Raw genomic sequence first — 25000 nt, 5'->3', positions numbered from 1 at the left:
CTCGGCCTAGACCGGCTGCGGGTTCGACACCTGGGGCGCCTGGCGGGCGCCCTCCACGGGGGCGGCCCACTTCACGCCGTTGGCGAGCACGCGGCGCACCTGCGGGTGGAAGTAGACCGGGTACTCCTGATCGCCGGGGCTGAAGTAGAAGATCTTGCCACGCCCGCGGGTGAAGGTGACGCCCGAGCGGAACACCTCGCCGCCGGTGAACGAGCTGATGAAGACCAGATCGTCCGGCGTCGGGATGTCGAAGAACTCCCCGTACATCTCCTGCGCCTCGATGACGATCGGCTGCTCGACGCCCTCGGCGATGGGATGCGTCGGGTTGACGTTCCACACCAGCTCGCGTTCGCCGCCCTCCGGGTTGCGCCAGCGCAGCGAGCAGGTCGTGCCGAGCATCCGGATGAAGATCTTCGAGAAGTGGCCGGAGTGGAGGACGATCAGACCCATCCCGCCGAGGACGTGACGGCGGACGCGCTCCACCACCTCGTCCGAGACGCGGTCGTGCGCGGTGTGGCCCCACCAGAGCAGCACATCGGTCTCGTCGAGCGCCTGCTCGCTGAGCCCGTGCTCGGGGTCGTCGAGGGTTGCCGTGCGGACGGCGACCTCGTCGCCGAGCAGCTCGGACAGCCCCTCGGCGATGGCTCCGTGGATGCCATGCGGGTAGATGGCGGCGATCTCGGGCTGGGTCGCCTCGTGGACGCCCTCGTTCCAGACGGTGACGCGCAGTGTCATGGTCATGCTCCCTTCAGGGCGGTGTCGGTGGTGCTGGCCGCCTTGGTCGCCGGGGTCAGCCGGACTTCGGCGCCGATGCGGGCGGACTCGTAGGCGGCGTCGATGACGCGAGCCCGGTCGAGGGCGAGCGAGCCGTCCCAGTTCGACCAGTTCGCCCGGTCGGCGACGTGCTCGAGGAAGGTCTCGACCACGGCGAGGTGCCCACGGCCGGGGTCGGCCGTGACCGTGATGTCCTCGCTCTGCTCGCCGTCGCCGGTGAAGATCGTCAGCTCACCCGACGGTGCGTAGTCGACGACGCGCAGGTCGGCGCCGCCCTCGGTGCCGTAGAGGGTGATGCCGAACTCGTCGCCGGCCGGGCGGTAGGCGGCCCAGCTGGTCTCGATGACGATGGAGCCGCCGCCCTCGAGCCGGAGCAGGAGGCTGGCGAGGTCTTCGACCTCGTAGTCCGACCCGACGTGCTGCTTGGAGGCGGCGGCCCCGCCGCGGCCGCGGACCCCGAGCTCGGAGTGGGTGACGGCCGAGACGGCCTCGACGCGCGGCTCGCCGAACAGGTGGAGGGCGTAGTCGAGGACGTGCACGCCGATGTCGATCAGCGGGCCGCCGCCGGCCATCTCGCGGTTCGTGAACCAGCTGCCGAGCGCGGGGATGCCGGCTCGTCGGAGCCACACCGCACGCGCGTGATACGGCCGGCCGATCTGCCCGTCGTCGATCGCGGCCTTCAGTGCCTCGATGTCTCCGCGGCGGCGGTGGTTGAAGGCGACCTCGAGCACACGGCCGGCGCGGTGGGCCGCATCCACCATGGTCTGGGCCTCCGCCGCGGTGCGGGCGATCGGCTTCTCGCTGAGCACGTGGATGCCCGCGTCGAGTGCTCCGACGGCGATCGGCGCGTGCAGGAAGGTGGGGACGGCGACGCTGACGACGTCGAGATCGCCCTCGGCGACGAGGTCCTTCCAGTCGCGGTGCAGGCGCTTGACGCCGTAGGTCTCGCCGAGCTCGGCGCGGGGGCCGTCCTCCATGCCGGCGATGGCGACGAGCTCGACGCCGGGGAGGGCCGAGTAGGCCGCCATGTGCTGCTGTCCGGCCCAGCCGAGGCCGACCACTCCGGCGCGGAGGGGGCGGTCGAGGGGTTCGCTCTGGGTGCTCACGGCACTCCTTTCAGTGTGATCCTTGGGGGATTCGAATCGATTCGAGGTTGTGAGGAACGGGGTGGATGTTCCGCCGAGGGTGTCAGCGGAAGAGGGAGCGCGGTGTGCCCGCGTCGGGATCGAGCGCGCGCTGGATGACCATGATGGCCGCCCCGATCGCGCCGCCGGTCTCGCCGGAGCGCGACTGCGTGATGGTCAGATGTTGCGTCGCCAGCGGCGTGGACCGCTGGTAGACGACCTCGCGCATCCCGGCGAGGAGCTGCTCGCCGACGCGGGAGAGACTGCCGCCGACGACGATCATCGACGGGTTCAGGAGGTTGACGCAGGTGGCGACGACCGCGCCGAGGTCGCGTCCGGCCTGCCGGATCGCATTCTGGACGGCCGGGTTGCCCGTGCGCGCCAAGGCGACGACGTCGTCGCTGGTCTCGGCGGCGAGACCGGCTTCGGAGAGTGCCCGCGCGATGGCCGGACCACTCACCAGCGACTCGAGGTCCGCATCCTGCTCGCCATGGCTCGGGGTGTCGCTGCCGAAGGGGACGCGGACGTGACCCAGGTCTCCGGCCGAGCCGAGCGCCCCACGCTGCAGGCGGCCCCCGCTGATGATCCCGGCGCCGACGCCCGTCGCGACCTTGATGAAGAGGAGGTCTGTCTCCTCCGGCCACATCAGGGCCTGCTCGCCCAGGGCGAGGAGGTTGACGTCGTTGTCGACGAGGACGGGCACGTCGAAGACGCGACGGATGTAGGCGGGGATGTCGAAGCGGTCCCACCCGGGCATGATCGGCGGGTTCACCGGCAGCCCGGTGGAGTGCTCGACGGGGCCGGGGACCCCGACGCCGACGCCGATCAGCTCTTCCGGCTGCCGACCGCTGGCCACGTAGAGCTCTGACGCCGTCTCCATCGCCCAGTCGAGCACCGGCTGGGGGCCGTCGGCGATGTCGAGCCGGCGTGACTCGCTCGCCGTGATGTTGCCGGCGAGATCGGCGAGGGCGACGACCCCGTGGGTTGCGCCGAGATCGATCGCCACGACCACCCGCGACTCCGGGTTGAAGCGGATGCGCGAGGGAGGGCGGCCTCCGGACGACACGTCGTCACCCGCGGGCGCGACGAGTCCCGCCGCGGTGAGCGTGTCGATCCGGGACGCGATGGTGGAGCGCGCCATGCCGGTCAGCTCGGCGAGCTGCGCGCGGGTGCGCGGGATGCCGTCGCGCAGGATCGCCAGCAGCTCCGCGGCGTCTGCGGCGACGAGCACCGAGTCTCGCGCGCTGTCGGTCATAGAGGGTATTGAACCACAGTGCCGGCGGACTGCTCAAAGATCGTCTGCATTCGGTCGACTTTTGATTGACATCCGGCAGAAGTCGCACTTGAATAGAGCCACGCCATCCGGCGCCTTTCCACTCCATGAACTCGACGAGGAGAACAGTGTCGACGTCAAAAGTCTCCGTGCAGCTGTACACGGTCCGGGAACTCCTGACCGAGGACACGGTCGGTACCCTCAAGCGGATCGCCGAGATCGGGTTCACCCAGGTCGAGCCCTTCGCCTTCCTCACCTTCGGTGACGCGCTCCGCCAGGGCCTCGCCGAGGCCGGCCTGTCCGCGCCCACCACTCACCAGGGCTTCATCGGCGGCGACCTGGACGAGGTGTTCGGCGCCGCGAAGGAGCTGGGCGTCCAGACGGTCATCGACCCGTTCGTCGCGCCCGAGCGCTGGCAGACCGCGGACGACGTCGCGCAGATCGCCGAGCAGCTCAACGCCGCCGCCGAGGTCGCGGCCCGTCACGGCGTGCGTGTCGGCTACCACAACCACGCTCACGAGCTCGAGAGCACGATCGAGGGTACGACGGCGCTCGAGTTCTTCGCCGGCAAGCTCGCCCCGGAGGTCGTGCTCGAGGTCGACACCTACTGGGTGGCCGTCGGCGGCGTCGACCCGGTCGCGCTGCTCCCCAAGCTCGGCGAGCGTGTGGTCGCCCTCCACATCAAGGACGGCCCCGGCACCACCGAGACGAAGGACCAGGTCGCCGTCGGCCAGGGTTCGCTCCCGATCGAGCAGATCATCGCAGCAGCACCCGACGCCCTCCGTGTCATCGAGCTCGACGACTCGCGCGGTGACCGCTTCCAGGCTGTCGCCGACAGCTTCGCCTTCCTGACCTCGAAGGGCCTCGCATGAGCGGCGGGCGCGTGGGAGTCGGCGTCATCGGCGCCGGTGTCATCAGCAACCAGTACCTCGAGAACCTCACCGTGTTCCCCGACCTCGATGTGCGCTTCGTCGCCGACATCGACCTGGAGCGGGCCAAGACACAGGCCGACAAGTACGGCGTGCCGGGGTCCGGCACGGTGGAGGAGCTGCTGGCCGACGATGACATCGAGATCGTCGTCAACCTGACCATCCCCAAGGTGCACGTCGAGGTGGCGCTGCAGGCGCTCGCCGCCGGCAAGAACGTCTGGAGCGAGAAGCCGTTCGCCCTCGACCGCGCGAGCGGTCGCGAGCTGCTCGAAGCCGCGCACGCGGCCGGGCTCCGGGTCGCCACGGCGCCCGACACGTTCCTCGGCTCGGGCATCCAGTCGGCCCGACGCCTGATCGAGAACGGCGACATCGGTGCTCCGCTGACTGCGCTCACGCTGATGCAGAGCCCCGGCCCGGAGTCGTGGCACCCCAACCCCGACTTCCTGTTCCAGGAGGGCGCGGGTCCGCTGTTCGACATCGGCCCGTACTACCTGACGGCCCTCGTGCAGATCTTCGGTCCGGTCGCCCGGGTGAGTGCGAGCGCATCCCGCGCTCGCGAGACCCGCGTCATCGGCTCCGGGCCGCGCGCCGGCGAGGAGTTCGCCGTGACCGTGCCGACGCACGTCAGCGCCCTCTACGAGTTCGAGAGCGGGCAGACGGCGCAGGCCGTGTTCAGCTTCGACTCCAAGCTCGGCCGCACCCAGTTCGAGGTCGCGGGTGTCGACGGCACGCTGGTCGTTCCCGACCCCAACACCTTCGAGGGCGAGCTGCTGGTTCACGGCGGCGACGGCATCGAGACGGTCCCGTCGACGGGAACGACCGATTCTCGTGGCATCGGCGTGGTGGAGCTCGCGCGGGCCATCCGCGCCGGCGTCCCCGAGCGTGCGTCGGGCGAGCAGGCCTACCACGTGCTCGACATCATGGTGTCGACCATCGAGGCGGGGGAGTCCCGCACTCCGGTCGAGGTCGAGAGCACGGTCGATGTCGCGCCGGCCCTCCCCGAGGACTGGGACCCGCGAGCGGCGACCCTGGCGTGAGGGGAGCCGGGCGATGACAGACGGGAATCAGGCCGGAGCTTCGGCCGGCAGCGCCGCGACCAACGGTGGTCTCACCCGCCGCGACGGCAGTTCGGCCGGAGCCCGCCTCCGCGTCGCGATCGTCGGCGGCGGCTTCATGGCGGAGGTTCACTCGCGAGCCGCTCGTGCGGCACGCGCCGACATCGCCGGAATCGTCTCCTCGACGCCGGAGCGCTCGGCGGCGGCCGCCGAACGGCTCGGCATCGGCCGCTCGTACGGATCGCTCGACGACCTGCTCGCCGATGACACGGTCGACCTCGTGCACGTCACCACGCCCAACGCCCTCCACGCAGAGCAGGCGGCGGCCGTGCTGGCCGCCGGCAAAGACGTCATCTGCGAGAAGCCGCTCGCCACGTCCGCCGCCGACGCCGAGAGCCTGGTGGCCGCGGCGGAGGGGCGGACGGCGACCGTTCCCTTCGTCTACCGCTTCCATCCGCTGGTGCGGGAGGCCCGCGCCCGCTTCGCCTCCGGCGAGGCCGGACGCGTGCTGAGCATCAACGCCTCCTACCTGCAGGACTGGCTCCTGGGGTCCGACGACGACAACTGGCGGGTGGATGCGGCGCAGGGCGGCCGCTCGCGCGCCTTCGCCGACATCGGGTCGCACCTCGTCGACCTCGTCGAGTTCGTCAGCGGCGACCGCGTCAGCCGCGTCTCCGCCACCAAACGCACGGTGTTCGCCGAGCGCGCCTCCCATGCGGCGATCACGACGGAGGACGCCGTCGCCGTGGTGATCGAGACGCGTTCCGGCGCTCTCGGAACACTGCTGGTGTCGCAGGTCGCTCCTGGCCGGAAGAACCACCTCTGGCTCGAGATCTCCGGCAGCGCCGAGAGCGTCGCCTTCGACCAGGAGCAGCCGGAGACGCTGTGGGTGGGCCGCCGAAAGGGAAGCCTGATCATCCCTCGCGACGCCGACCAGCTCAGCGAAGACGCCGCGCGCCTGTGCGTCGTGCCCTCCGGGCACCCGCAGGGCTACCAGGACGCGTTCAACGCGTTCGTCGCCGACAGCTACGCGGCGGTCGCGGGGGAGAACCCCGACGGCCTCCCGCGCTTCACCGACGGCCTTCGTGCCGTGCGGATCACGGATGCGGTGATCGACTCGGCCGAGTCGGGCACCTGGATCGAGATGGGAACGAACAATGACTGACGCCACCAGTGCAGGCGGCTCGGAGACCACCGAGTCGGGCCGGACGCACCCGGTCACCCTCTTCACCGGTCAGTGGGCCGACCTCACGCTCGAAGAGGTCGCGAAGTACGCGAGCGAGTGGGGCTACGACGGCCTCGAGATCGCGTGCTCCGGCGAGCACCTCGACGTCTGGCGCGCCGCCGAAGACGACGCGTACCTGCAGGGCCGCCTCGACATCCTCGACCGGTACGGCCTCAAGGTCTGGGCCATCTCCAACCACCTCAAGGGCCAGGCCGTTTGCGATGACCCGATCGACTTCCGCCACCAGGCGATCGTCGGGTCGAAGGTCTGGGGCGACGGCGACCCGGAGGGCGTGCGCCAGCGCGCCGCCGAAGAGCTCAAGCTCACGGCGAAGGTCGCCCGCAAGCTGGGCGTCGACACGGTCGTCGGGTTCACGGGGTCGAGCATCTGGCCGTACGTCGCGCAGTTCCCGCCGGTGCCCGCCGAGGTGTTCGACCGCGGCTACCAGGACTTCGCCGACCGCTGGAACCCCATCCTCGACGTCTTCGACGGCGAGGGCGTCCGGTTCGCGCACGAGGTGCACCCGTCCGAGATCGCGTACGACTACTGGACGAGCGTGCGGTCCCTCGAGGCGATCGACCACCGCGAGGCCTTCGGCTTCAACTGGGACCCGTCCCACATGATGTGGCAGGACATCGACCCCGTCGGGTTCATCATCGACTTCCAGGACCGCATCTACCACGTGGACTGCAAAGACACGCGTCTCCGGCCGAAGAACGGCCGCGCCGGCGTGCTCGGTTCCCACCTGTCGTGGGGCGACCCGCGTCGCGGCTGGGACTTCGTCTCCACCGGCCACGGCGACGTGCCGTGGGAGGACGCCTTCCGCGCGCTCGAGTCCATCGGCTACACCGGCCCGATCTCGATCGAGTGGGAAGACGCGGGGATGGACCGCCTCCACGGCGCCAAGGAGGCCGTGGGCTACATCCGGTCCCTGCTCTGGAAGCAGCCGACCGCCTCCTTCGACGCGGCGTTCAGCAACCAGGACTGAGCACGCCGATCACGGGACGAGGACGAGGCGGTCACGGGTCGTGGCCGCCTCGTCCCATGCCCGCTCGACGTCGGAAAGCGGCACGGCACGAGCGTCGGTGACGAACGCGCCGCCCGCCACCTCGACGGCCAACTCGGAGAGTTCGTCGACGATCGCCTCCGTGCTCACCGAACCCTGACCGCTACCGATCAGCCGAAGATCGACAGCGCGCAACGCGGCGGACGGGATCGGCGACTCCGCTCCGGCAACGGACCCGATCTGCACCCACGTGAGAGGTTGATCGTCTCGCGCCCGACCGGGAATGACGGCGCGAAGTGCATCCGCGGTCGGTCGTCCCCACAGGTAGTCGAGCACCACATCCACGTCGCTCGCGGCCCGTGCCAGCGCATCCGTATCACCCAGCTCGACGACGACGTCAGCCCCCGAGTCCTGTAGCCGGTGCGAGTCCCTCGAGACCGCGACCACGCGGCCTGCCCCCAACCGTCGGGCGACCTGTACCGCCAGCCGGCCGGCGTTACCCGACGCACCGAGCACCAGCACGCTCTGGCCCGGCTGCATCCGCGCGCGGCGACGCAAGGCGACCCAGGACGACATGGCCGGATTCATCGCCGCGGCCAACGGGACGGGATCGGCGTCCGGCGGCAGTGCGACGCTGCGCCGCAGATCCACGACGGTCCGCTCGGCCATCGCGCCCTTCGTGGTGTCCGGGAGGATGAAGTACCGGAGCGTGCCGTCAGGAGTTCGTCCCACCCCGTCCAACCCCGGGATGAGCGGCAGCTCGTCCGTACTCGTGTAGTGGCTGCCCGCCGCCTGCGACCGCACCCGCGGGGAGATCGCGGCGGCCAGAACCTCGACCACGACCTCGTGGGGCCGCTCGGCGGCGGCCTCCTCGACGTCCAGGTGGCGCGGGTGGGCACCGAACTCGGTGACGACGGCTGCTTTCATGACATCCTCCGAATGGTTGGGATTACGAACTAAATAGATGGTAACCCCAACTAATGCGCTACGCTAGCGGCATGACGACCTCGGCACACCCGCACGACTCGGAGCGCCTTCTCGACGCCCTCGTGCAGACCTCGTTCGAGGTCATCGGCGTGGTCAGTCGGGTGGCAGCCGACAACGAGTTGTCCCTCACTCAGCTGCGCGTGCTGGCCATCCTGCGCGATCGGGAGCCCACCATGTCCGAGCTCGCAGAGCACTTGGGTGTGGACCGTTCGTCCGTCTCCGGCTTGGTCGATCGGGCGACGCAACGAGGGCTCGTGAGCCGCGTCCGGGACACCGTCGACCGTCGCTCCGCCCGAGTGGGACTCACGCCGGCCGGCCACGAGCTGGCGCGGGCCGGCGCCGCGGCCATCCACGCCGGAGTCGCGCCCCTGCTCGGCGGCCTGGGGGCCGACGACGGAGCGCGACTCACGGAGTTACTGGAAGCTCTGCTTGGCGGCCGTCGCTGACGGTCACGCCACGTCGAGCACCCAGGTGACGCCGAAGCGGTCCGTCAGCATCCCGAACCCCGCCGACCAGGCGGAGGCCGCCAGCGGTTCGACGACCGTGGCGCCCTCCGCGAGGCGCTCCCAGTAGCCGGCCAGCTCGTCGAGGGATCCCGCCCGGACGGAGACGAAGAAGGGCTGATCGGTGATGGTCATCCCGTTCTCTCGCCGCGTCGATGCGGACCGAGCCGCGTCCTGATCGCCAGTGCCCGGAACGTCGTACGCCATCACCCGGAACCCCTCGGCTGAGACGACCTGGCCGAAGACGATGCGCTGCGCGTCGGGGAGTTCGGGGGGCATGCCGAAATCGGCATACGTCGCCGCGGTCACCTCTCCGCCGAACGCGTCGGCGTAGAAGTCGAGGGCTGCTCGCGCCTCTCCGGCGTGGAAGTTCAGGTGCGTGGTGACGGTGATGCTCATGGCTGGTTCCTCTCAGTGAGATCGCCGGGTTCTCCCGACGACGCCAGAATCGCAGCGGTAGCGGACAGTTTCGGTCCGCTACTCCCGCGAGAATCGAGGCATGAACGCACCCTCCTCGCGCATGCTCACGATGCTCTCGCTGTTGCAGGCGCGACGGGACTGGCCCGGGCAGGCGCTCGCGGATCGGCTCGACGTGAGCACCCGGACGGTCCGACGGGATGTGGACCGCCTCCGCGAGCTCGGCTACCGCATCGACGCGATGAAGGGTCCCGACGGCGGGTACCGTCTCGCCGCGGGCTCCGAGTTGCCGCCCCTCCTGTTCGACGAAGAGCAGGCCGTCGCCCTCTCCATCGCGCTCCAGAACGCCGGGGCGTCCGGAGCCGGGATCGAGGAGGCCGCTGCCCGCGCGCTCGCGACCGTCCGCCAGGTCATGCCGTCTCGCCTGCGGCACCGCATCGACGGCATCCGCTTCGACCGGCCGAGCGCGGGACCGGCGGTCGAGCCGGCGGTGCTCGGCGCGGTGAGCGACGCCGTCCGGGAGAGGAAGGTGCTCCGGTTCGACTATGCCGGAGCGGACGGACCGCCGCGTCGCACCGAGCCGCACGGTCTCGTGGCTCGGGATGCGCGCTGGTATCTGGTGGCGTGGGACCTCGACCGGGACGACTGGCGGGTGTTCCGGCTCGATCGGCTGGCGCCGAGGTTCCCGGCCGGTCCGGGGTTCCGTCCGCGGCGGATCCGCACCGGAGACGCGACGTCGTATGTGGCGGCGCGCTTCAAGGGCAGCGACGACGAGGACCGCTGGCCATGCGTGGGCGAGGTCGTCATCGACCTGCCGCCGCGCGACGTGATCCCGTGGGTGACCGACGGCCACGTGGAGCCCGTGGGCGACTCCCGGAGCCGTCTCATCCTCGGCTCGTGGTCGTGGATCGGCGTGCTGGCGTCTCTCACGCGGTTCGACGTCGCCTTCGAGATCGTCGGGCCGCCCGCACTAGCTGAGGCCGCGGCGACGCTCACCGACCGTCTGATCGCCGCGGCCCGATCGCTCGGACCGCCGGGACCGCCCGAGCGGGGGAGGGTCGCCTAGCCGCCCCCGCAGGCGTCCAGCCCGCAGTCAGTAGGTATCCTCAGTACTCACTGGGGACACCTGGCGGCGAACGGAGGACCTGTGGCCAGAGGAGCCAACCTCCCCGCCATCGCGGCGTTCAACGAGACGGTCGTGCTGGATGCCGTCCGACGGTCGCCGGACGGGCTCAGCCGGGTGGAGCTGGCAGCGCGAACGGGCCTCTCGGCGCAGACCGTCACCAACGTGACGCGCCGCCTCCTGCAGCAGGGGCTCATCCGCGAGGCCGGGAAGCAGAGCGAGGGCAGCCCGGGCAAGCCCCGCACCATTCTGCGCCTGAACCCGGCAGGCGCCTACGCCGTGGGTGTCCACCTCGACCCAACCGTGATCGCCTGCGTCCTGCTCGATCTCGAGGGGTCCGTGGTCGCCCACGTACACCGTCCGTCCCCGCCGGACGGCGACGCCGTCTCGACGCTCGCAGCCGCCGTCGATGCCATCCGCGAGGTGCTCGCGTCGCCGGGCGTCGATCCGGAGCGCGTGATCGGCGTCGGCGTCGCCGCGCCCGGCCCTATCGACGTCGAGCGGGGTGTGGTGGTCCGGCCGCCGTTGATCCCCAGCTGGAACGACTTCCACCTCCGCGACGAGCTGACGGCCGCGACCGGCCTGCCCTCCCTTGTCGCGAAGGATGTGACGTGCGCGGCCGTCGCTGAGCGATGGAGCGATCCGGCGGGAGCATCCCGGGACTACGCTTTCGTCTACTACGGCACCGGCGTCGGCGTCGGCCTGGTGCTGGGCGGAGAGGTCTACACGGGATCCACCGACAATGCCGGCGATGTCGGCCATGTGCTCGTCGACCCCGGCGGAACGCTGTGCGCCTGCGGCCGGCGCGGCTGTTACGGGGAGTCCGTCCGGCCGTACCGGCTGGTCATGCAGGGCCTGTGGGCGGGGGTGCTGACGCCGCCTGTGGGCACGACCGTCGTGCCGGAGGAGGACCTGCAGCTGGATGTGGAGACCGTCGACGAGCTCTTCACCGAACTGGCATCCGCGGCGGAGGGCGGTGACGCGGGGGCGCGGGAGATCATCGACCGGAGCATCCGCAACTCGGCCTTCTACCTGTCCAATCTGACGTCCCTCCTCGATCTCGACCGCATCGTCTACGGCGGCCCGTCGTGGTCGCGGGTGGAGCGCCGCTATCTGGACCAGCTGCCGGCGCGGCTGGCCGAGCTCGACACGGGCATCCTGACGCACGGCATCGCGATCACCTCCAGTGCGATCGGTGAGGACGTCGCCGCCGTCGGTGCTGCCGCGCTCGTCCTAGACGGGACGTTCTCGCCGCGCGCTGTCGTCCGCTGACCGCTGCCGCGCTGCTCTTGCGACACGGCGGGGGACAATCTCTCCGTTTCCCTTGCGCTTGTAAATCAAATTGATTTATAAATTACGCAGGTCCGGCGGCGTCACGCCACGGACGTCAATGCAAAGGAGCATCGATGAAGCGAAGCAGGATCCTGGCCGCCACCGTGGCCACTGCGGCCCTCGTCGCACTGGCGGGATGTTCGTCCTCGTCCGGCGGCAGCGACGGCACGACCATCAAGGTCGCCTTCCAGGACTTCGGGTCCGACATCATGGCCAACTTCATGACCAAGGCCAAGGCCGACTTCGAAAAGGCCAACCCGGGGAAGAAGATCACGCTCGTCCCGATCAAGGCGGCCGAGAACGACTACTACACGAAGCTCTCCCTCATGAACCGTGCGGCCACCACGGCGCCCGACGTGATGTCGGAGGACACCTTCCTCATCCGCGCCGACGCCCAGGCCGGCTATCTGGCCCCGCTCGACTCGTACGTCGACAAATGGTCGGACTGGTCGAACTTCTTCGACAACGCCAAGGACGCCGGCAAGGGAGACGACGGCAAGGTCTACGGCATCCCGACCGGCACCGACACCCGGGGCCTCTGGTACAACAAGGACATCTTCGCGAAGGCCGGCATCCCGACCCCGTGGCAGCCGAAGACCTGGGATGACGTGATCGGCGCCGCGAAGAAGATCAAGGCGGCCGTGCCGGGCGTCATCCCGCTCAACATCTTCTCGGGAAAAGCCGCGGGTGAGGCGAGCTCGATGCAGGGCTTCGAGATGCTGCTGTACGGAGCCAGCGAGAAGGGCCTCTACGACGACACGAAGGCCAAGTGGATCGTCGGCTCGAAGGCGTTCACGGACGCGCTCGACGTGATCAAGGAGGTCTACCAGGGCGGTCTCGGCCCGAGCCAGGAGGTCACCAGCGACACCAACTACCAGAACACGATCAACAACCAGCTCATGCCGCAGGGCAAGCTCGCGATCAACCTCGACGGCTCGTGGGCCTCGAACGCCTGGCTGCCGACCGGCGCGACGCCGTGGGCGGACTGGTCGAAAGTCATGGGCACCGCGGCCATGCCGACGAAAGAGGGGCAGGACCCCGGGAAGATCAGCCTCTCCGGCGGCTGGACGTTCTCGATGGGCGCCAAGAGCAAGGCCAAGGACCTGGCGTGGAAGTTCATCACCTTCCTGACCGACAAGCAGCGCTCGCTCGAGTACAACATCAACACCGCCGGCATCCCGGTCCGCAAGGATGTCGCCGACGACGAGAAGTACAAGACGTCGAACCCGACCTCGGAGTTCTTCTCATCGCTCGTCGCCGTGACCAAGTTCCGGCCGGCCACACCCGACTATCCGAAGATCTCGAACGGCATCCAGGTCGCGATGGAGTCGGTGATGACCGGGCAGGCCACGCCCGCAGAGGCCGCCAAGACCTACGACGACACCGTCGTGGGGATCGTCGGTGAGGGCAAGACGGAGTCGAAGTAGTGACCTCCACCGTCCCCGCCGTCTCGGACGCGCGCGGCCGGGCCTCGTCGGCCCGGCCGCCGCGCCAGCGGGACACGGCACGTTCGCGCGCACACACCCGGCGGTCGCTCGCCCGCTCGGTCCCCCTTCTCCCCGCCATCGGTCTGCTCGTCGTGTTCCTGCTCGGGCCGATCCTGTCGTCGTTCTACGGCTCGTTCACCGACATGTCGCTGACGGGTTCCGCTGCCGCATCCAGCCAGTGGGTGGGGCTGCAGAACTACATCGACCTCTTCAAAAGCCCGGACTTCCCGGTCTCGGTGTGGCTGACCCTGGTCTTCCTGCTCGGGTCCGCGGTCATCGGCCAGAATGTCGCCGGGATGGTGCTGGCTCTGCTGATGCGGAGCGGGAGCCGCTGGGTCGGCGCGATCGTCTCGACCTTCGTCGTCGGCGCGTGGGTGCTCCCGGAGATCGTCGCGGCGTTCGCGTCGTACGCGTTCTTCAGTCAGCACGGGACGCTGAACGCCATCCTCGCGATGTTCGGCGTGACGGGTCCGTCCTGGCTGTTCGCCTTCCCGATGCTGTCGATCATCCTGGCCAACACGTGGCGAGGCACGGCCTTCTCGATGCTCGTCTACTCGGCGGCGCTGCAGGAGGTGCCGCCGGAGATCACCGAGGCGGCGGAGGTCGACGGCGCCAACGGCGTCAAGCGGTTCTTCCTCGTGACCCTGCCGATGATCCGGCGGAGCATCTCCACCAACCTGATGCTCATCACGCTTCAGACGCTGTCCGTCTTCACCCTCATCTACGTGATGACCGGAGGCGGCCCGGGCAACAAGAGCATGACCCTCCCCGTGCTGGCGTACCAGGAGGCGTTCAAGTTCTCCGAGCTCGGCTACGGCACCGCGATCGCGACGATCCTGCTGCTCGTGGGAGCGGTGTTCGCCGTGATCTATGTCCGGGCCCTCAAGACGGAGGTGGACTGATGAAGCTGTCGTCACCCAACGGGGTCGCCCTGCGCTGGACGTCGAACGTCATTCTGCTCCTCATCGGCGCGGTCTTCGTGCTCCCTCTGGTGTGGGTGGTGCTCGCGTCGTTCGACGGCGGCGCCACGCTCTCGGTCGCGTGGCCGAAGCAGTGGTCCCTGGAGAATTTCCGCAAGGTGCTCACGCCTGAGCTGTCGTTCCTGCCGCTGTGGAACAGCCTGCTGCTGTCGGCGGGATGCGCGATCGTCACGGTGGTGGTCGCCATCCTCGCGGCGTACCCGCTGTCGCGTTACCGCAACCGGTTCAACCGGCCGTTCCTGTACGCGATCCTGTTCGGCACCTGCCTGCCGATCACCGCGATGATGGTGCCGGTGTACAGCCTGTTCGTCTCGCTGAACCTGATCGACTCGCTCGGCGGGACCATCCTGTTCCTCGCCGCGTCGTCCCTCCCGATGGCGATCTGGATGACGAAGAACTTCGTCGACTCGGTGCCCGTGCAGCTGGAGGAGGCGGCCTGGGTGGATGGCGCATCAAGCATGAAGACGCTGTGGACGGTCGTCGTCCCCCTCGTCCGCCCCGGGATCGCGGTGGTGTTCATCTACGTGTTCGTGGCAGCCTGGGGCAACTTCTTCGTCCCCTTCGTGCTGCTGCTGAGCCCGGAGAACCAGCCGGCGGCCGTGAGCATCTTCACGTTCTTCGGCCAGTACGGTGCGGTCGCCTACGGGCAGCTGGCGGCGTACTCGCTCATCTACTCCGTTCCCGTGATCGCCCTCTACGTCATCGTGTCGCGCGCGCTCGGCGGTTCGTCCGCGCTCGCCGGCGCCGTCAAGGGATGAGCCCGTCCCTTCGCCCCGTCCCATCCCCTCACCCAAGGAGAACCGTTGTACCAGCAGAACCAGCTCGCCGAGATGCGCATCGATCGATTCGTCCGCGAACGCCTCACGCCCGCCCTCGAGCGTGCGGCCGTGCCCGCGTCGATCGAGGCATGGGAGGCGCCCGGCGAGCCGGTGCCCTTCGCCGACGCCGTCTCGAACGACTTCCGGCCGTTCGCGGCGGGGGAGGCGTGGGGTCGTCCCTGGGGCACCGTGTGGTTCCGCGTGACGGGCACCGTCCCGGCGGAGTGGGAGGCGGCGGCCGAGGATGTCGAGCTCCTCGTCGACCTCGGGTTCACGCTGAGCCAGGTGGGGTTCCAGGCGGAGGGGCTGGTGTGGACTCCCGAGGGCACCATCCTGAAGGCGCTGGAGCCGTACAACGCCTACGTGCGCCTCCGGGCCCGGCCGGGGGAGTCGTTCGAACTGTACGTCGAGGCCGCGGCCAACCCGGATGTCGGCTCGAACTGGACCTTCGCGCCGACCGGGATGGGCCGGGTGTCGACCGCGCCGCAGACCCCGATCTACACGCTGCGCCGCCTGGACATCGTTCATCGAGACCGCGAGGTGTGGGAGCTGGTGCAGGACATCTTCACCGCGAAGGGGCTCGCGCTCGTGCTGCCCGAGACGTCGCCTCGCAGGGCCGCCCTGTTCGCCGCGCTGGAGGCGGCGGTCACCGCGGTCGATCCCTTCGACGTCGCCGGGACGGTCTCGCGCGGGCGGGAGGCGCTCGCCGGGGTGCTCGCGTTACCCGCGTCCGCGACGGCGCACCGGGTCTTCGCGGTCGGGCACGCGCACATCGACTCGGCCTGGCTGTGGCCGGTGCGCGAGACCATCCGCAAGTGCGCCCGCACCTTCTCCAACGTGCTCGACCTGATGGATCAGGACCCGGACTTCGTGTTCGCGTGCTCGTCCGCCCAGCAGTTCGCCTGGATGAAGCAGTTCTATCCGGAGCTGTTCGAGCGCATCCGGGCGCGCGTCGCCGAGGGCCGGTTCGTCCCGGTGGGCGGCATGTGGGTCGAGTCGGACACCAACATGCCGGGATCCGAGGCGATGGCCCGGCAGTTCGTCGAGGGCAAGCGGTTCTTCCTCGAGGAGTTCGGGTACGAGCCGCGCGAGGTGTGGCTTCCCGACTCCTTCGGCTACTCGGGTGCGCTTCCGCAGATCGCGCGGGAGGCGGGGATGGACAACTTCCTGACCCAGAAGATCTCGTGGAACGAGGTGAACCTGTTCCCGCACCACACGTTCGAGTGGGAGGGCATCGACGGGTCGCGCATCTTCACGCACTTCCCGCCCGTGGACACGTACAACTCCCTCCTCTCCGGCCAGGAGCTGGCACGCGCCGAACGGAACTTCGCCGACAAGGGCCGGGCGAACACCTCGCTCGTGCCCTTCGGCTTCGGCGACGGCGGCGGCGGCCCGACCCGCGAGATGCTCGCGGCGGCCGAGCGCACTGCCGACCTCGAGGGGTCGCCGACGGTGCGCGTCGCATCGCCCGCCGCCTTCTTCGAGGCGGCGCGCGCGGAGTTCGATCCGGCGCCGGTGTGGGTGGGGGAGCTCTACCTGGAGTTCCACCGCGGCACGTACACCTCCCAGGCGCGGACCAAGCGCGGCAACCGCCGCAGCGAGGCGCTGCTGCACGAAGCCGAGCTCTGGGCGGCCACCGCCGCCGTCCGTGCCGGGGCCGACTACCCGGAGCGCGAGTTGCGCGAGGCATGGCAGACGGTGCTGCTGCAGCAATTCCACGACATCCTGCCCGGTTCGTCGATCGGCTGGGTGCACGACCAGGCGGTCGAGAACTACGCGAGGGTGGCGGAGTCGCTGGAGGCGGTCATCGCGCGGTCGCTGGCGGCTCTGGGTGACGGAGTTGCGGATGGAGTTGCGGATGCGACGAGTGCCGGTCTCGTCGCTAACTCCTCCCCGTTCGCTGTCGACGGCGTACCGGCCGGCGGAGTTGCGGTCCCGCAGCGGACCGGCGACGCGCGCATCGAGCGCGACGGCGACGGCATCCGGCTGTCGAACGACCGCGTCAGCGTCCTCGTCGATGCCGACGGTCTGATCGCGTCTCTGCTGGATGCGACCACAGGTCGCGAGGCGGTGCCGCCGGGCACGCGCGCCAATGTGCTCCAGCTGTTCCGCGACACCCCCGCCCAGTGGGACGCCTGGGACGTCGACATCGAGTACCGGCTCTCCGGCGAGGACCTGAACGGTCTCGACTCCCTGGAGGTGGTCTCCGAGTCGCCGGAGCTGGTCGCGCTGCGGGTCGTCCGCCGGTTCGGGTCGTCCACTGTCACGCAGACGCTCGCGCTCGCCGCCGGCTCCCCGGCCCTCGACATCGAGACGAACGTCGACTGGCACGAGCGCCAGCGCATGCTGAAACTCGCCTTCCCGGTGGACGTGCACACCGCGTCCGCGCGGTCCGAGATCCAGTTCGGCCACATCGAACGCCCGACGCACACCAACACGAGCTGGGATGTCGCCCGGTTCGAGACGAGCGCGCACCGCTGGGTCCACGTCGGCGAGCCGGGGTTCGGCGTCGGCGTCGCCAACGACTCCACCTACGGCCACGATGTGACGCGCCACCCGCGGGATGGCGGCGGCACCTACTCCCTGGTGCGCCAGACGCTGCTGCGCGCCCCGCTCTTCCCGGACCCGGAGGCAGACCAGGGCCGACACACGCTGCGCACCTCCCTCGTGGTGGGCGGAGTGGACGCGGCGATCGAGACCGGCTACCGGCTCAACCTGCCGCTGCGTCCCGCGCCCGCCGCGGTCGATCCGCTGATCGTGTCGGTCGATCCGGCTGTCGTCGTGGAGACGGTCAAGCTCGCCGAGGACGGCTCGGGCGACGTCGTCGTCCGACTGTACGAATCGCTCGGGTCGCGCGCCGCGACGACGTTGGTCGCGTCGTTCCCCTACCGGCGCATCCAGAGGACGGATCTGCTCGAGCGGGAGGTCGGCGACGGCGCGCTCGACCTGCAGCTGCGTCCCTTCGAGCTCGTCACGCTGCGGTTCGTCCGCGAGTGACGCACGATCGCCCGCCCCGGGCCGCGCGAACCCCGGGGCGGGTACAGGTCATTCCGCGAGGGTCCGCCGCGCGCGCCGGTCGAGGACCCAGGCACGGACACCCGCGATGAGGGAGGCGAGGATGACGACGCCCGCCACGACGTAGGCGACCGGTCGCACGCTCGGGTTCACGGCTGCGAAGTAGCCGATCACGGTGATGAGCACGCCCCAGCTGAGCGCTCCGACGATGTTCGCGGTGAGGAACCGCCAGTAGCTCATCGCGCTGATCCCGGCGATCGGCGGGATGAAGACGCGACCCCACGGGATGTACCGGCTGATCACCACGGACCACCAGCCGAAGAGTTCGTAGAAGCGCTCAGCCCGTTTCACCCCGGCCTGCACCCAGCGACCGCCGCGGCGGGTCAGATACGGCCGGCCCAGCCGACGGCCGAGCCAGAATCCGACCTGGTCGCCCAGCACGGCGGCGATCCCGACGCCGATGGCGAGGACCCAGATGTTCAGCTCCGGGTTGGTGCCGGTGAGGATGCCGGCGCCGAACAACAGTGAGTCGCCCGTGATGAACGGGATGAAGACGCCGATGAAGAGCGCGGTGCCGGCGAAGACGAGTCCCCACACCGCCAGGTAGAACACGAGCGGCCCGACGTCGCCGAGGAAGTCAGCGAGATCGTGGGCCATACCCCGAGCGTATCGGACCCCCCTCCGCCCCTCCGCCCACTCCCGTCGCCCCTCCGCCCCACCGTCGAGTCCGCAAACTTTGCACACGAAGCGCCGCGGCGGCGTGCAAAGTTTGCGGACTCGACGGTGGGTGGGAAGGGGCGGAGGGGGAATGTGACGAAAGGTGTATTCAGTTGGGGGAGGGAAGCGATTACTTTCAATGTGCGCCTTCGGGGGAACGGCGCTGGTGGTGGCGGGAGCGGGGGCCTGCCACCGCCCCAAACTCTTCTGCCGGCAGCGTCAGTCGAGCAGCCCCAGGCGCGCGGCCTTCCGGACGGCGTCGATCCGGGACGTGGCTCCCAGCTTCTCGTACATGTTCGTCGTGTGCCGCTTGACCGTGCCCTCGGCGATCGACAGCGACATCGCGATGTCGCGGTTCGAATACGCCTGGGCGATCATCCGGAGCACCTCCTGCTCGCGCACCGTGAGGATGGCGCCGGCCGCCTCCGCGTCGGCGCCGGCCTCCGCGGCTTCTCCGACGGGAGGGGTCGCGCGGGCGATCACGGCGATCAGCTGCTCGCTCCCCACGGTCTTGGTGACGAAGGCCGCCGCCCCGGCGCGCAACAGCTGCCGTTCGAGCACGGCGTCGCTGTGCATCGTGAGGATGACGACCGCCGTCTCCGGGTGATGCCGCCGGATGCGCGCGATCGTCTGCTCCGCCGGCACCCCCGGGATCTCGACGTCGAGGAGCAGCACGTCGGGGGAGTGCTCGGCGACGAGCGCCCACGCCTCCTCGCTGGATCCACCCTCCCCGACGATCCGGAACCGGTCCTCGATGAGCGCCCGGATGCCCTGGCGGAACATCCCGTGGTCGTCGATCAGGACCACGGTTCGCGTTTCGTCGTTCATGCGGCTTCCCGCCCTCTCGGAATGGTCAGTGTGAGCACGGTCCCGGTGCCGAGACCCGGAGCGATATGGAGGTCGGCGCCGATCAGTTCGGCGCGCTCCTGCGCCGCGATCAGGCCGAGTGCGCCCGACCGGACCGCTTCGTGGGCGAATCCGTGCCCGTTGTCGCTCACCACGATGGTGAGAGTCCGGCGGTCCCAGCGCGAGTGGACACGGATGAGTTCGGCGCCGGAGTGCCGTCGCGCGTTGTGCACCGCCTCGCGGACGATGATGAACGCCTCCTCCTGAACCGCGGTGGAGAGGCGGTACGGCTCCCCGTCGACCGTGGTCTCGACCGGCGGGCCCGAGTCGTCGAGGTCGCCGACGTAGTCACGCAGCGCCTCGTCGAGCCGCTTGTCGCCGACGGCGTGACGGAGGTCGAGGGCGATCGCGCGGGTCTCGTCGAGTGCGGCGCCGAACAGCTGCAAGCCTTCCCGCAGGCGGGGATCCGACGCGTCGTCGACGCCCCCGAGCTGGAACCGCTGGAGACCGGCGGCGATGCTGTGAGCCACGCGGTCGTGCAGTTCGCGCGAGATGCTGAGGCGCTCCTCGCTGTGGGCGACGGCCAGGCGTTCCAGCAGCACATCGACGTACCCGATCGAGGCCGGGACGACGGCATCCATGATGGAGGCGTTCAGGGCCCGCGCCAGGTCGGCGAGGCTGACGGCCGAGTCCCGGTCGGCGCTGATGATCGAGAACGCGACATCGAAGAGCTCGGTCGCCGCGCTGAGACTGTCGACCGGGTGGATGTTCTGGCGCGCCCGCGTCTCGCCCACGCCGGATCCGTGCCGGGCCGGGGTCGCGAGACGTTCGGCACCGGCTGGGCGGCCGAGCCGGTCGAAGGTGCGATCGAGGATCCAGTCGACCTGCGCCACGAGCTGCTCGCTCACGTCGGGGTCTGCGACCAGGGTGCTCTCCGCGCCCCGGAGCCGCTCGAACAGCGCCTCCACGATGCGGTCGCGCAATGCGACTCCGTCGTTACCGATCACCACGTCCGACCCTCAGCTCTCGAGCGCGCCTAGAAGCGCTGCGACGTTCAGAGCGTACTGACCCGCCATGAAGGAGCGGTACGGCCGCTTGTCGCGTCGGCGGTCTCCGCCATCGACCAGCAGGGTGAAGGCGATCACGACGGGACCGGCGACGCCGAGGGTGATCAGGGCCCGCAGCTGGTGGACGAGCGCACCGAGGGCCATCGCCGTGGCCGACACGACACCCGTTCCGATCGCCACCACGACGCGGGCGCGCTGGATTCCGAGCAGTACCGGAAGGGTCCGGCGCCCCTCCGCCGCGTCACCCGCGACGTCTCCGAAGTCCTTGGTGTGCCCGGCGACCGCGATCCAGCAGGACGCCACCGCCGCGAAGACCAGCGCGGATGTCGGCACCGTTTCGGCAACGACGAGCGCCGCAGCGAGATACGTCAGGAACACCCCCGCGGCTGCGATCGTGAGCGCCGCGATCGCCGCCTTCTTGGCCGCCCACGGCCCGACCGAGTAGACGAGTCCGAGGCCCACGAACGCCACCACGGCGAGCAGGAAGGGGCGGGGGAGCAGGGATGCGGTGAGCAGCGACGCCGCGAGCAGAGCAGCCGCGATCGCGGACGCCGACGGCACGTCCAGCCTCCCGGACGCCAGGGGGCGGGGTGAGCCGTTGAGTCGGTCGCCTTCGACGTCGCTGATCCCGTTGACCAGGTAGACGGCCCATACCGCGAGCATCCACGAGGACGCGCCGAGCCACAGCGACGCCGACGCCCCGTCCTCGCCGGCGGCCAGCAGCCTGCCGACGAGGAAGCGGAGCGCGAAGACGCCCATCACCATCGGACGGCCCTCGAGGAAGGCCAGACCCACCCGGGACGCGCAGGACGCGAAGGCGCCCCGGTTCCGGTGGGCCGCGGTGCTCATCCGCTCATTGTCGAGTGGTCCTCACCATTTCGGGGGCCCGATCGACTACAACGAAAGTCACATTCCGCGGGGCAGGTGGCCGCCGCCCGCCGGTCCGCGCCGGGCTAGGCTCGCCTCGTGACGGACGGCGGAGAGACCATCAAGGGCGAGGACTGGTACGGGCGCGAGCTCGACTCGGTCGAGTACACCGGGGTCGTGTTCGACGACGTCGACTTCACCGAGCTGCGTAGCAGGGGTGCGACCTTCACCGAGTGCGTGTTCCGCAAGGTGCGTTTCAACGTGAGCGAGCACGACGACTCGGCGTTCGTGAACTGCCGGTTCGAGTTCTGCAACTTCTTCGACGCGAGCTTTCGGCGCTGCAAGGTCACCGGCAGCTCTTTCCATGGATGCGAGTTCTCCCTGCTGAAGGTCACGGGCGGCAACTGGTCGTTCGTTGGTCTGCGGCGCGCGGAGCTGCGGGGTGCGTCGTTCGAGGGAGTCCGCCTGCGCGAGGCCGACCTCTCCGAGGCGCGGTGTCAGGAGGCCCGGTTCGAGGGATGCGACCTCAGCGCCGCGACGCTGACCGGCGCAGACCTCACCGCGGCGAGCATCGCGGGAAGTGACCTGACGGGCGTCGACCCGTCGGAGGTCGTCCTCCGCGGCACGGTCATCGACGAGCGACAGGCGGTCGTGCTGGCCGAGGCGCTGGGGATGGTCGTCGTGCCGACCCCTCGTTAGGCCAGAGGTCGAGTCCGGCGCACGGTGGCCATGGCGGCCGATGTCGCCGGCTGACCGAGGTAGGCGGTCAGCAGGATCATCAGCGAAGCCAGCCCGTCTTCGGTGACCCCGTTGGCGCGGGCGGCCGAGAGATAGGTCGCCAGCCGGTCGTCGACGACGTGTTGGCCGACGAGGGCGGCGATGACGGCGATCGACCGGTCGCGGTCGGTGAGCTGATCGCCCTGCCAGCCGGGGCCGCCGGCGGCCAGGAACGCTTCCCGCGTGTATGCGGCGCCGGCGCGTTCGGTCATGATCGCCTCGACCTGCGTCTCGTCGACGCCGACGTTGCGGGCGTAGGTCGCCCGTCCGGCAGCGATCCGATCGTTCTCGGTCATGGCCGCGATCCATCGGTGTCGGTGTCGGTGTCGCCGACGATGGCGAAGAGGATGCGACGAAGTCGGACGATGTCGTCGTCGTCGAAGTCGCGCAGCGCGTGGCGTTCGGCTTCGTCTGCCGACCGCGCCGCCGCGGACCGAAGGGCTTCGCCCTCCTCGGTGATGACCGGGATGCGGGCGCGCCGATCGCGCGGGTCGGGGCGTCGCTCGATGAGGCCGTTCCGCTCCAGCCGGTCGAGCTGGCTGGTGAGGGTGGTCTTGTCCAGCCCGAGAACCCTGCCGAGCTCGATCTGGGTCAGCCCCGTCGTCTTGTCGAGGGCGCTCAGGATGATGTAGTCGCGCAGCTGGAGCCCGTGCGCGACGGCCTCCCGTTCGGTGACCGCGTGCATGCGCTGCGCCGCCCGGTGCAGGAGCCAGGTGATCTCGGACTCTGGTCCGGGTCCGGCTGCGGACGCCTCGGCAGGGGCTGGAGATTCCGCGGTCATCGTTGGCTCCCATCCACGGTCGGGAATCGGGCGGGCAGTGCTGCGATGCTCTCATATGCGCCGCCGTCGTGGGCGGGCACGATCCGCATGAGGTCTCTGAGCGCGATCACCCGTTGCAGGTTCTCCCGCACTTTCGCCGCATCCGTGTCCGCCATCTTCCGCATCAGCCACGGACGTTCGAGCCCGTCGGTGATCGCATCGGACTGCCAGGCGATGTCTCCGATGAACGCGTAGCGATCGCCGTCGGGCACGGTCACGAAGACCACGATGGAGCCGAAGGTGTGCCCACCCGCTTGAGCGATCACCACCGAGCCGTCGCCGTATACGTCATGGCTGGCGGGGAAGCCGAGGTAGGCGGGCCCGTCGAAGGCGTACTCATGGACGGGCAGGCCGGCCGACACCGTCCGGAACACGGCGCCGTGCGTGTCTTCTGCGCCGTATCGCATCTCATCCGCGTTGATCCAGATGGGGACGTGCAGGCTGTCGAGACCGCTCACGTGGTCCCAGTGGACGTGGGTGACCAGCACTCCGCGCAGGTTCGCCCAGTCGTAGCCCGCGGCGTCGAGCTGCTCCTTCACCGTCTTCTCGCGCGAATACGGAGCGCGTTCGACGCGGGGGAGCAGGGCGACATGGTCGGCCAGGCCCGCCCCGAAACCGGCGTCGATCAACAGGTCCCCGGCGGGGTGGGTGATGAGCACCGACGAGGCTGCGAAGCGACGCTTATCACGGAAGGCCCCGCCTTTCACGGCGAAAGCCGCCCGGGTCTCGTAGAAGCCGGTCGGTAGCCGATACAAGGACATGCCCTGCGGCGGGGATGCGTCCGGCAGGCCCAGCGACCATGGTGCGACAGCGAGATGATTGGTCATGAGCAGATAGTACCATTTCGGACTATATTGAAATGAACTACTTTGGAGCCGCCGTCGTTCCCCGGACGATGAGTTGCGAGCCGAGTGTTGCGGCTTCCGTGAGCGTTGCGCCGGCCATCACCTGCAGCAGGAGCTCCACGGCGAGCGCTCCGCATCGCTCGATCGGCATCTTGACCGTCGTCAGCCCGGGGTTCACGGCGCTGGCCATGTCGATGTCGTCGATTCCGATGATGCTGATGTCGGCCGGGCAGGACCGTCCCATCTCCGACATGCCGGCTTCGAGGCCGAGCGCGACGAGGTCGTTGTAGGCGATGACGGCCGTCGCCCCGCTCGCGATCACGGGCGCGGCCGCGGCCCGGCCGCCTTCGATCGACGCCGCTTGGTGGCTCAGGTGCGTGAGGCGGATGCCGTACCGCTCGCACGCCTTCGTGATCGTGGCGGCGCGCTGGCCGTCTGCCCAGGATCCTGTGGGCCCGGCCGCATAGGCGATGTGCGTGTGGCCGAGTGCAGCGAGATGCTCGACCGCCTGCTGCGGCCCGTTCTCCATGTCCATGAGCACGCAGGGGGCGCCCTCGATGAAGCGGTTGACGATGACGAAGGGGGTGTCTCCGGCGAGCGTGAGCACCTCGTCGTCCGGCAGGCGGGGTGAGCACAGCAGCATGCCGTCGAGCTTGCGCGCCTGCTCGATCTGCTCCCGCTCGCGCCAGCGATCCTCGTCGGTGTCGAACAGTACGGTGCGGTGACGACCGTGCCATGCCTGGGAGTGGATGGCCTTGAGAAGCGTGGCATAGACGGGGTTGGCGACGTCCGGCACGACGACGCCGAACGAGCGGGTGGCGGTCGCCACCTGCGGGCTGTCGTAACCGAGGTCGTTGGCGGCCTGGAGCACCCGGTCTCGTGTGGCGGTCGCGAGGCGGTCGGGTTCTCCGAAGGCGCGGGATGCCGTGGCGATCGAGACGCCCGCGCGTCGCGCCACGTCAGTCAGCGTCGCACCCATTGCCGCCTCTCCGGTGTTGCGGGAACAGTTGTTC

General features: G+C 69.7%; 25 protein-coding genes. 12 read left to right on the top strand and 13 right to left on the bottom strand.

The window, feature by feature from the left end; translation table 11 throughout:
• Positions 1-6: 6 nt before the first annotated feature.
• From BLR91_RS14705 to BLR91_RS14695, 3 genes are all read right to left on the bottom strand, one after another.
• Positions 7-741 (bottom strand): ThuA domain-containing protein, encoded by a 735-nt coding sequence (locus BLR91_RS14705; protein ID WP_089880869.1) that lies wholly within the window; start codon positions 739-741, stop codon positions 7-9.
• Complete coding sequence (locus BLR91_RS14700; protein WP_089880873.1) at positions 738-1880, bottom strand: Gfo/Idh/MocA family protein; 1143 nt, start codon at positions 1878-1880, stop codon at positions 738-740. Before BLR91_RS14700 ends, BLR91_RS14705 begins: the two co-directional genes overlap by 4 nt.
• 82 nt (positions 1881-1962) lie before the next feature.
• A complete protein-coding gene (locus tag BLR91_RS14695; RefSeq protein WP_018189761.1) occupies positions 1963-3153 on the bottom strand; it encodes an ROK family transcriptional regulator in 1191 nt (396 codons plus the stop codon).
• Between the two features lie 167 nt (positions 3154-3320).
• On the opposite strand from BLR91_RS14695, the gene BLR91_RS14690 reads away from it, so the two are divergent.
• The 4 genes from BLR91_RS14690 to BLR91_RS14675 are packed head-to-tail and all read left to right on the top strand — an operon-like array spanning position 3321 to position 7368.
• Positions 3321-4043 (top strand): sugar phosphate isomerase/epimerase family protein, encoded by a 723-nt coding sequence (locus BLR91_RS14690; RefSeq protein ID WP_020075644.1) that lies wholly within the window; start codon positions 3321-3323, stop codon positions 4041-4043.
• Positions 4040-5137 (top strand): Gfo/Idh/MocA family protein, encoded by a 1098-nt coding sequence (locus tag BLR91_RS14685; RefSeq protein ID WP_089880876.1) that lies wholly within the window; start codon positions 4040-4042, stop codon positions 5135-5137. Before BLR91_RS14690 ends, BLR91_RS14685 begins: the two co-directional genes overlap by 4 nt.
• 13 nt (positions 5138-5150) lie before the next feature.
• A complete protein-coding gene (locus BLR91_RS14680; protein ID WP_089880879.1) occupies positions 5151-6320 on the top strand; it encodes a Gfo/Idh/MocA family protein in 1170 nt (389 codons plus the stop codon).
• Positions 6313-7368 (top strand): sugar phosphate isomerase/epimerase family protein, encoded by a 1056-nt coding sequence (locus BLR91_RS14675; protein WP_018189765.1) that lies wholly within the window; start codon positions 6313-6315, stop codon positions 7366-7368. Before BLR91_RS14680 ends, BLR91_RS14675 begins: the two co-directional genes overlap by 8 nt.
• Positions 7369-7377: 9 nt before the next feature.
• Here BLR91_RS14675 and BLR91_RS14670 read toward each other — a convergent pair whose 3' ends face one another.
• A complete protein-coding gene (locus tag BLR91_RS14670) occupies positions 7378-8313 on the bottom strand; it encodes a quinone oxidoreductase family protein (protein ID WP_089880882.1) in 936 nt (311 codons plus the stop codon).
• Between the two features lie 71 nt (positions 8314-8384).
• Here BLR91_RS14670 and BLR91_RS14665 point away from each other — a divergent pair, with 71 nt between their 5' ends.
• The gene (locus BLR91_RS14665; RefSeq protein WP_089881791.1) at positions 8385-8819 is read left to right on the top strand and encodes a MarR family winged helix-turn-helix transcriptional regulator; all 435 of its coding nucleotides are present in this window, start codon (positions 8385-8387) and stop codon (positions 8817-8819) included.
• Between the two features lie 3 nt (positions 8820-8822).
• Here BLR91_RS14665 and BLR91_RS14660 read toward each other — a convergent pair whose 3' ends face one another.
• Entirely contained in the window at positions 8823-9275 is a 453-nt protein-coding gene (locus BLR91_RS14660) for a VOC family protein (RefSeq protein ID WP_089880885.1), read from the bottom strand.
• Positions 9276-9375: 100 nt separating this feature from the next.
• Here BLR91_RS14660 and BLR91_RS14655 point away from each other — a divergent pair, with 100 nt between their 5' ends.
• From BLR91_RS14655 to BLR91_RS14630, 6 genes are all read left to right on the top strand, one after another.
• Positions 9376-10359, top strand: a complete 984-nt coding sequence (locus BLR91_RS14655) for a helix-turn-helix transcriptional regulator (RefSeq protein WP_089880888.1) — start codon at positions 9376-9378, stop codon at positions 10357-10359.
• An 81-nt stretch (positions 10360-10440) separates the two neighbouring features.
• On the top strand, positions 10441-11688 hold the full coding sequence (locus BLR91_RS14650; RefSeq protein ID WP_089880891.1) for an ROK family transcriptional regulator: 1248 nt from the start codon (positions 10441-10443) through the stop codon (positions 11686-11688).
• Positions 11689-11822: 134 nt separating this feature from the next.
• Positions 11823-13175: an extracellular solute-binding protein gene (locus BLR91_RS14645; RefSeq protein WP_089880895.1), complete on the top strand. Its 1353-nt coding sequence runs from the start codon at positions 11823-11825 to the stop codon at positions 13173-13175.
• Positions 13175-14137, top strand: coding sequence for a carbohydrate ABC transporter permease (locus BLR91_RS14640; RefSeq protein WP_018189772.1), 963 nt, complete (start codon positions 13175-13177; stop codon positions 14135-14137). Before BLR91_RS14645 ends, BLR91_RS14640 begins: the two co-directional genes overlap by 1 nt.
• The gene (locus tag BLR91_RS14635) at positions 14137-14973 is read left to right on the top strand and encodes a carbohydrate ABC transporter permease (RefSeq protein ID WP_018189773.1); all 837 of its coding nucleotides are present in this window, start codon (positions 14137-14139) and stop codon (positions 14971-14973) included. Before BLR91_RS14640 ends, BLR91_RS14635 begins: the two co-directional genes overlap by 1 nt.
• A 45-nt stretch (positions 14974-15018) precedes the next feature.
• A complete protein-coding gene (locus tag BLR91_RS14630) occupies positions 15019-18030 on the top strand; it encodes an alpha-mannosidase (RefSeq protein ID WP_089880899.1) in 3012 nt (1003 codons plus the stop codon).
• Positions 18031-18078: 48 nt separating this feature from the next.
• Here BLR91_RS14630 and BLR91_RS14625 read toward each other — a convergent pair whose 3' ends face one another.
• The 4 genes from BLR91_RS14625 to BLR91_RS14610 all read right to left on the bottom strand — a co-directional run bounded on the left by BLR91_RS14625 (position 18079) and on the right by BLR91_RS14610 (position 21527).
• A complete protein-coding gene (locus tag BLR91_RS14625; protein ID WP_018189775.1) occupies positions 18079-18705 on the bottom strand; it encodes a DedA family protein in 627 nt (208 codons plus the stop codon).
• 279 nt (positions 18706-18984) lie between these two features.
• On the bottom strand, positions 18985-19593 hold the full coding sequence (locus tag BLR91_RS14620; protein WP_089880903.1) for a response regulator: 609 nt from the start codon (positions 19591-19593) through the stop codon (positions 18985-18987).
• A complete protein-coding gene (locus tag BLR91_RS14615; RefSeq protein WP_089880907.1) occupies positions 19590-20621 on the bottom strand; it encodes a sensor histidine kinase in 1032 nt (343 codons plus the stop codon). Before BLR91_RS14615 ends, BLR91_RS14620 begins: the two co-directional genes overlap by 4 nt.
• Positions 20622-20630: 9 nt before the next feature.
• Complete coding sequence (locus tag BLR91_RS14610) at positions 20631-21527, bottom strand: UbiA family prenyltransferase (protein WP_089880911.1); 897 nt, start codon at positions 21525-21527, stop codon at positions 20631-20633.
• Positions 21528-21644: 117 nt separating this feature from the next.
• Between BLR91_RS14610 and BLR91_RS14605 the strand changes: the two genes are divergently transcribed.
• Positions 21645-22244: a pentapeptide repeat-containing protein gene (locus BLR91_RS14605; protein WP_089880915.1), complete on the top strand. Its 600-nt coding sequence runs from the start codon at positions 21645-21647 to the stop codon at positions 22242-22244.
• Here BLR91_RS14605 and BLR91_RS14600 read toward each other — a convergent pair.
• From BLR91_RS14600 to BLR91_RS14585, 4 genes are read right to left on the bottom strand one after another with little or no spacing between them, the layout of a single operon-like run.
• Entirely contained in the window at positions 22241-22618 is a 378-nt protein-coding gene (locus BLR91_RS14600) for a carboxymuconolactone decarboxylase family protein (protein ID WP_089880919.1), read from the bottom strand. The genes BLR91_RS14605 and BLR91_RS14600 overlap by 4 nt on opposite strands.
• Positions 22615-23103 (bottom strand): MarR family winged helix-turn-helix transcriptional regulator, encoded by a 489-nt coding sequence (locus BLR91_RS14595; protein WP_018189781.1) that lies wholly within the window; start codon positions 23101-23103, stop codon positions 22615-22617. Before BLR91_RS14595 ends, BLR91_RS14600 begins: the two co-directional genes overlap by 4 nt.
• Positions 23100-23969: an MBL fold metallo-hydrolase gene (locus tag BLR91_RS14590; RefSeq protein ID WP_089880923.1), complete on the bottom strand. Its 870-nt coding sequence runs from the start codon at positions 23967-23969 to the stop codon at positions 23100-23102. The genes BLR91_RS14595 and BLR91_RS14590 overlap by 4 nt, the downstream gene beginning before the upstream one ends.
• 37 nt (positions 23970-24006) lie before the next feature.
• Positions 24007-24945, bottom strand: coding sequence for a LacI family DNA-binding transcriptional regulator (locus BLR91_RS14585; protein ID WP_231918935.1), 939 nt, complete (start codon positions 24943-24945; stop codon positions 24007-24009).
• Positions 24946-25000 lie beyond the last annotated feature (55 nt).

The sequence above is a fragment of the Leifsonia sp. 466MF genome, from assembly GCF_900100265.1.
Classification (GTDB): domain Bacteria; phylum Actinomycetota; class Actinomycetes; order Actinomycetales; family Microbacteriaceae; genus Leifsonia.
Note: the sequence above shows the minus strand (reverse complement) of the source record. Positions and strands in the feature narration are given on the sequence as shown.

Bases quoted from the DNA above. Each gene is read 5' to 3' on its own strand.
- BLR91_RS14660 (WP_089880885.1), bottom strand. From the start codon at position 9,275: ATGAGCATCACCGTCACCACGCACCTGAACTTCCACGCCGGAGAGGCG.
- BLR91_RS14670 (WP_089880882.1), bottom strand. From the start codon at position 8,313: ATGAAAGCAGCCGTCGTCACCGAGTTCGGTGCCCACCCGCGCCACCTG.
- BLR91_RS14675 (WP_018189765.1), top strand. From the start codon at position 6,313: ATGACTGACGCCACCAGTGCAGGCGGCTCGGAGACCACCGAGTCGGGC.
- BLR91_RS14665 (WP_089881791.1), top strand. From the start codon at position 8,385: ATGACGACCTCGGCACACCCGCACGACTCGGAGCGCCTTCTCGACGCC.
- BLR91_RS14705 (WP_089880869.1), bottom strand. From the start codon at position 741: ATGACCATGACACTGCGCGTCACCGTCTGGAACGAGGGCGTCCACGAG.
- BLR91_RS14680 (WP_089880879.1), top strand. From the start codon at position 5,151: ATGACAGACGGGAATCAGGCCGGAGCTTCGGCCGGCAGCGCCGCGACC.
- BLR91_RS14600 (WP_089880919.1), bottom strand. From the start codon at position 22,618: ATGACCGAGAACGATCGGATCGCTGCCGGACGGGCGACCTACGCCCGC.
- BLR91_RS14610 (WP_089880911.1), bottom strand. From the start codon at position 21,527: ATGAGCACCGCGGCCCACCGGAACCGGGGCGCCTTCGCGTCCTGCGCG.
- BLR91_RS14595 (WP_018189781.1), bottom strand. From the start codon at position 23,103: ATGACCGCGGAATCTCCAGCCCCTGCCGAGGCGTCCGCAGCCGGACCC.
- BLR91_RS14590 (WP_089880923.1), bottom strand. From the start codon at position 23,969: ATGACCAATCATCTCGCTGTCGCACCATGGTCGCTGGGCCTGCCGGAC.
- BLR91_RS14655 (WP_089880888.1), top strand. From the start codon at position 9,376: ATGAACGCACCCTCCTCGCGCATGCTCACGATGCTCTCGCTGTTGCAG.
- BLR91_RS14625 (WP_018189775.1), bottom strand. From the start codon at position 18,705: ATGGCCCACGATCTCGCTGACTTCCTCGGCGACGTCGGGCCGCTCGTG.
- BLR91_RS14635 (WP_018189773.1), top strand. From the start codon at position 14,137: ATGAAGCTGTCGTCACCCAACGGGGTCGCCCTGCGCTGGACGTCGAAC.
- BLR91_RS14695 (WP_018189761.1), bottom strand. From the start codon at position 3,153: ATGACCGACAGCGCGCGAGACTCGGTGCTCGTCGCCGCAGACGCCGCG.
- BLR91_RS14645 (WP_089880895.1), top strand. From the start codon at position 11,823: ATGAAGCGAAGCAGGATCCTGGCCGCCACCGTGGCCACTGCGGCCCTC.
- BLR91_RS14620 (WP_089880903.1), bottom strand. From the start codon at position 19,593: ATGAACGACGAAACGCGAACCGTGGTCCTGATCGACGACCACGGGATG.
- BLR91_RS14685 (WP_089880876.1), top strand. From the start codon at position 4,040: ATGAGCGGCGGGCGCGTGGGAGTCGGCGTCATCGGCGCCGGTGTCATC.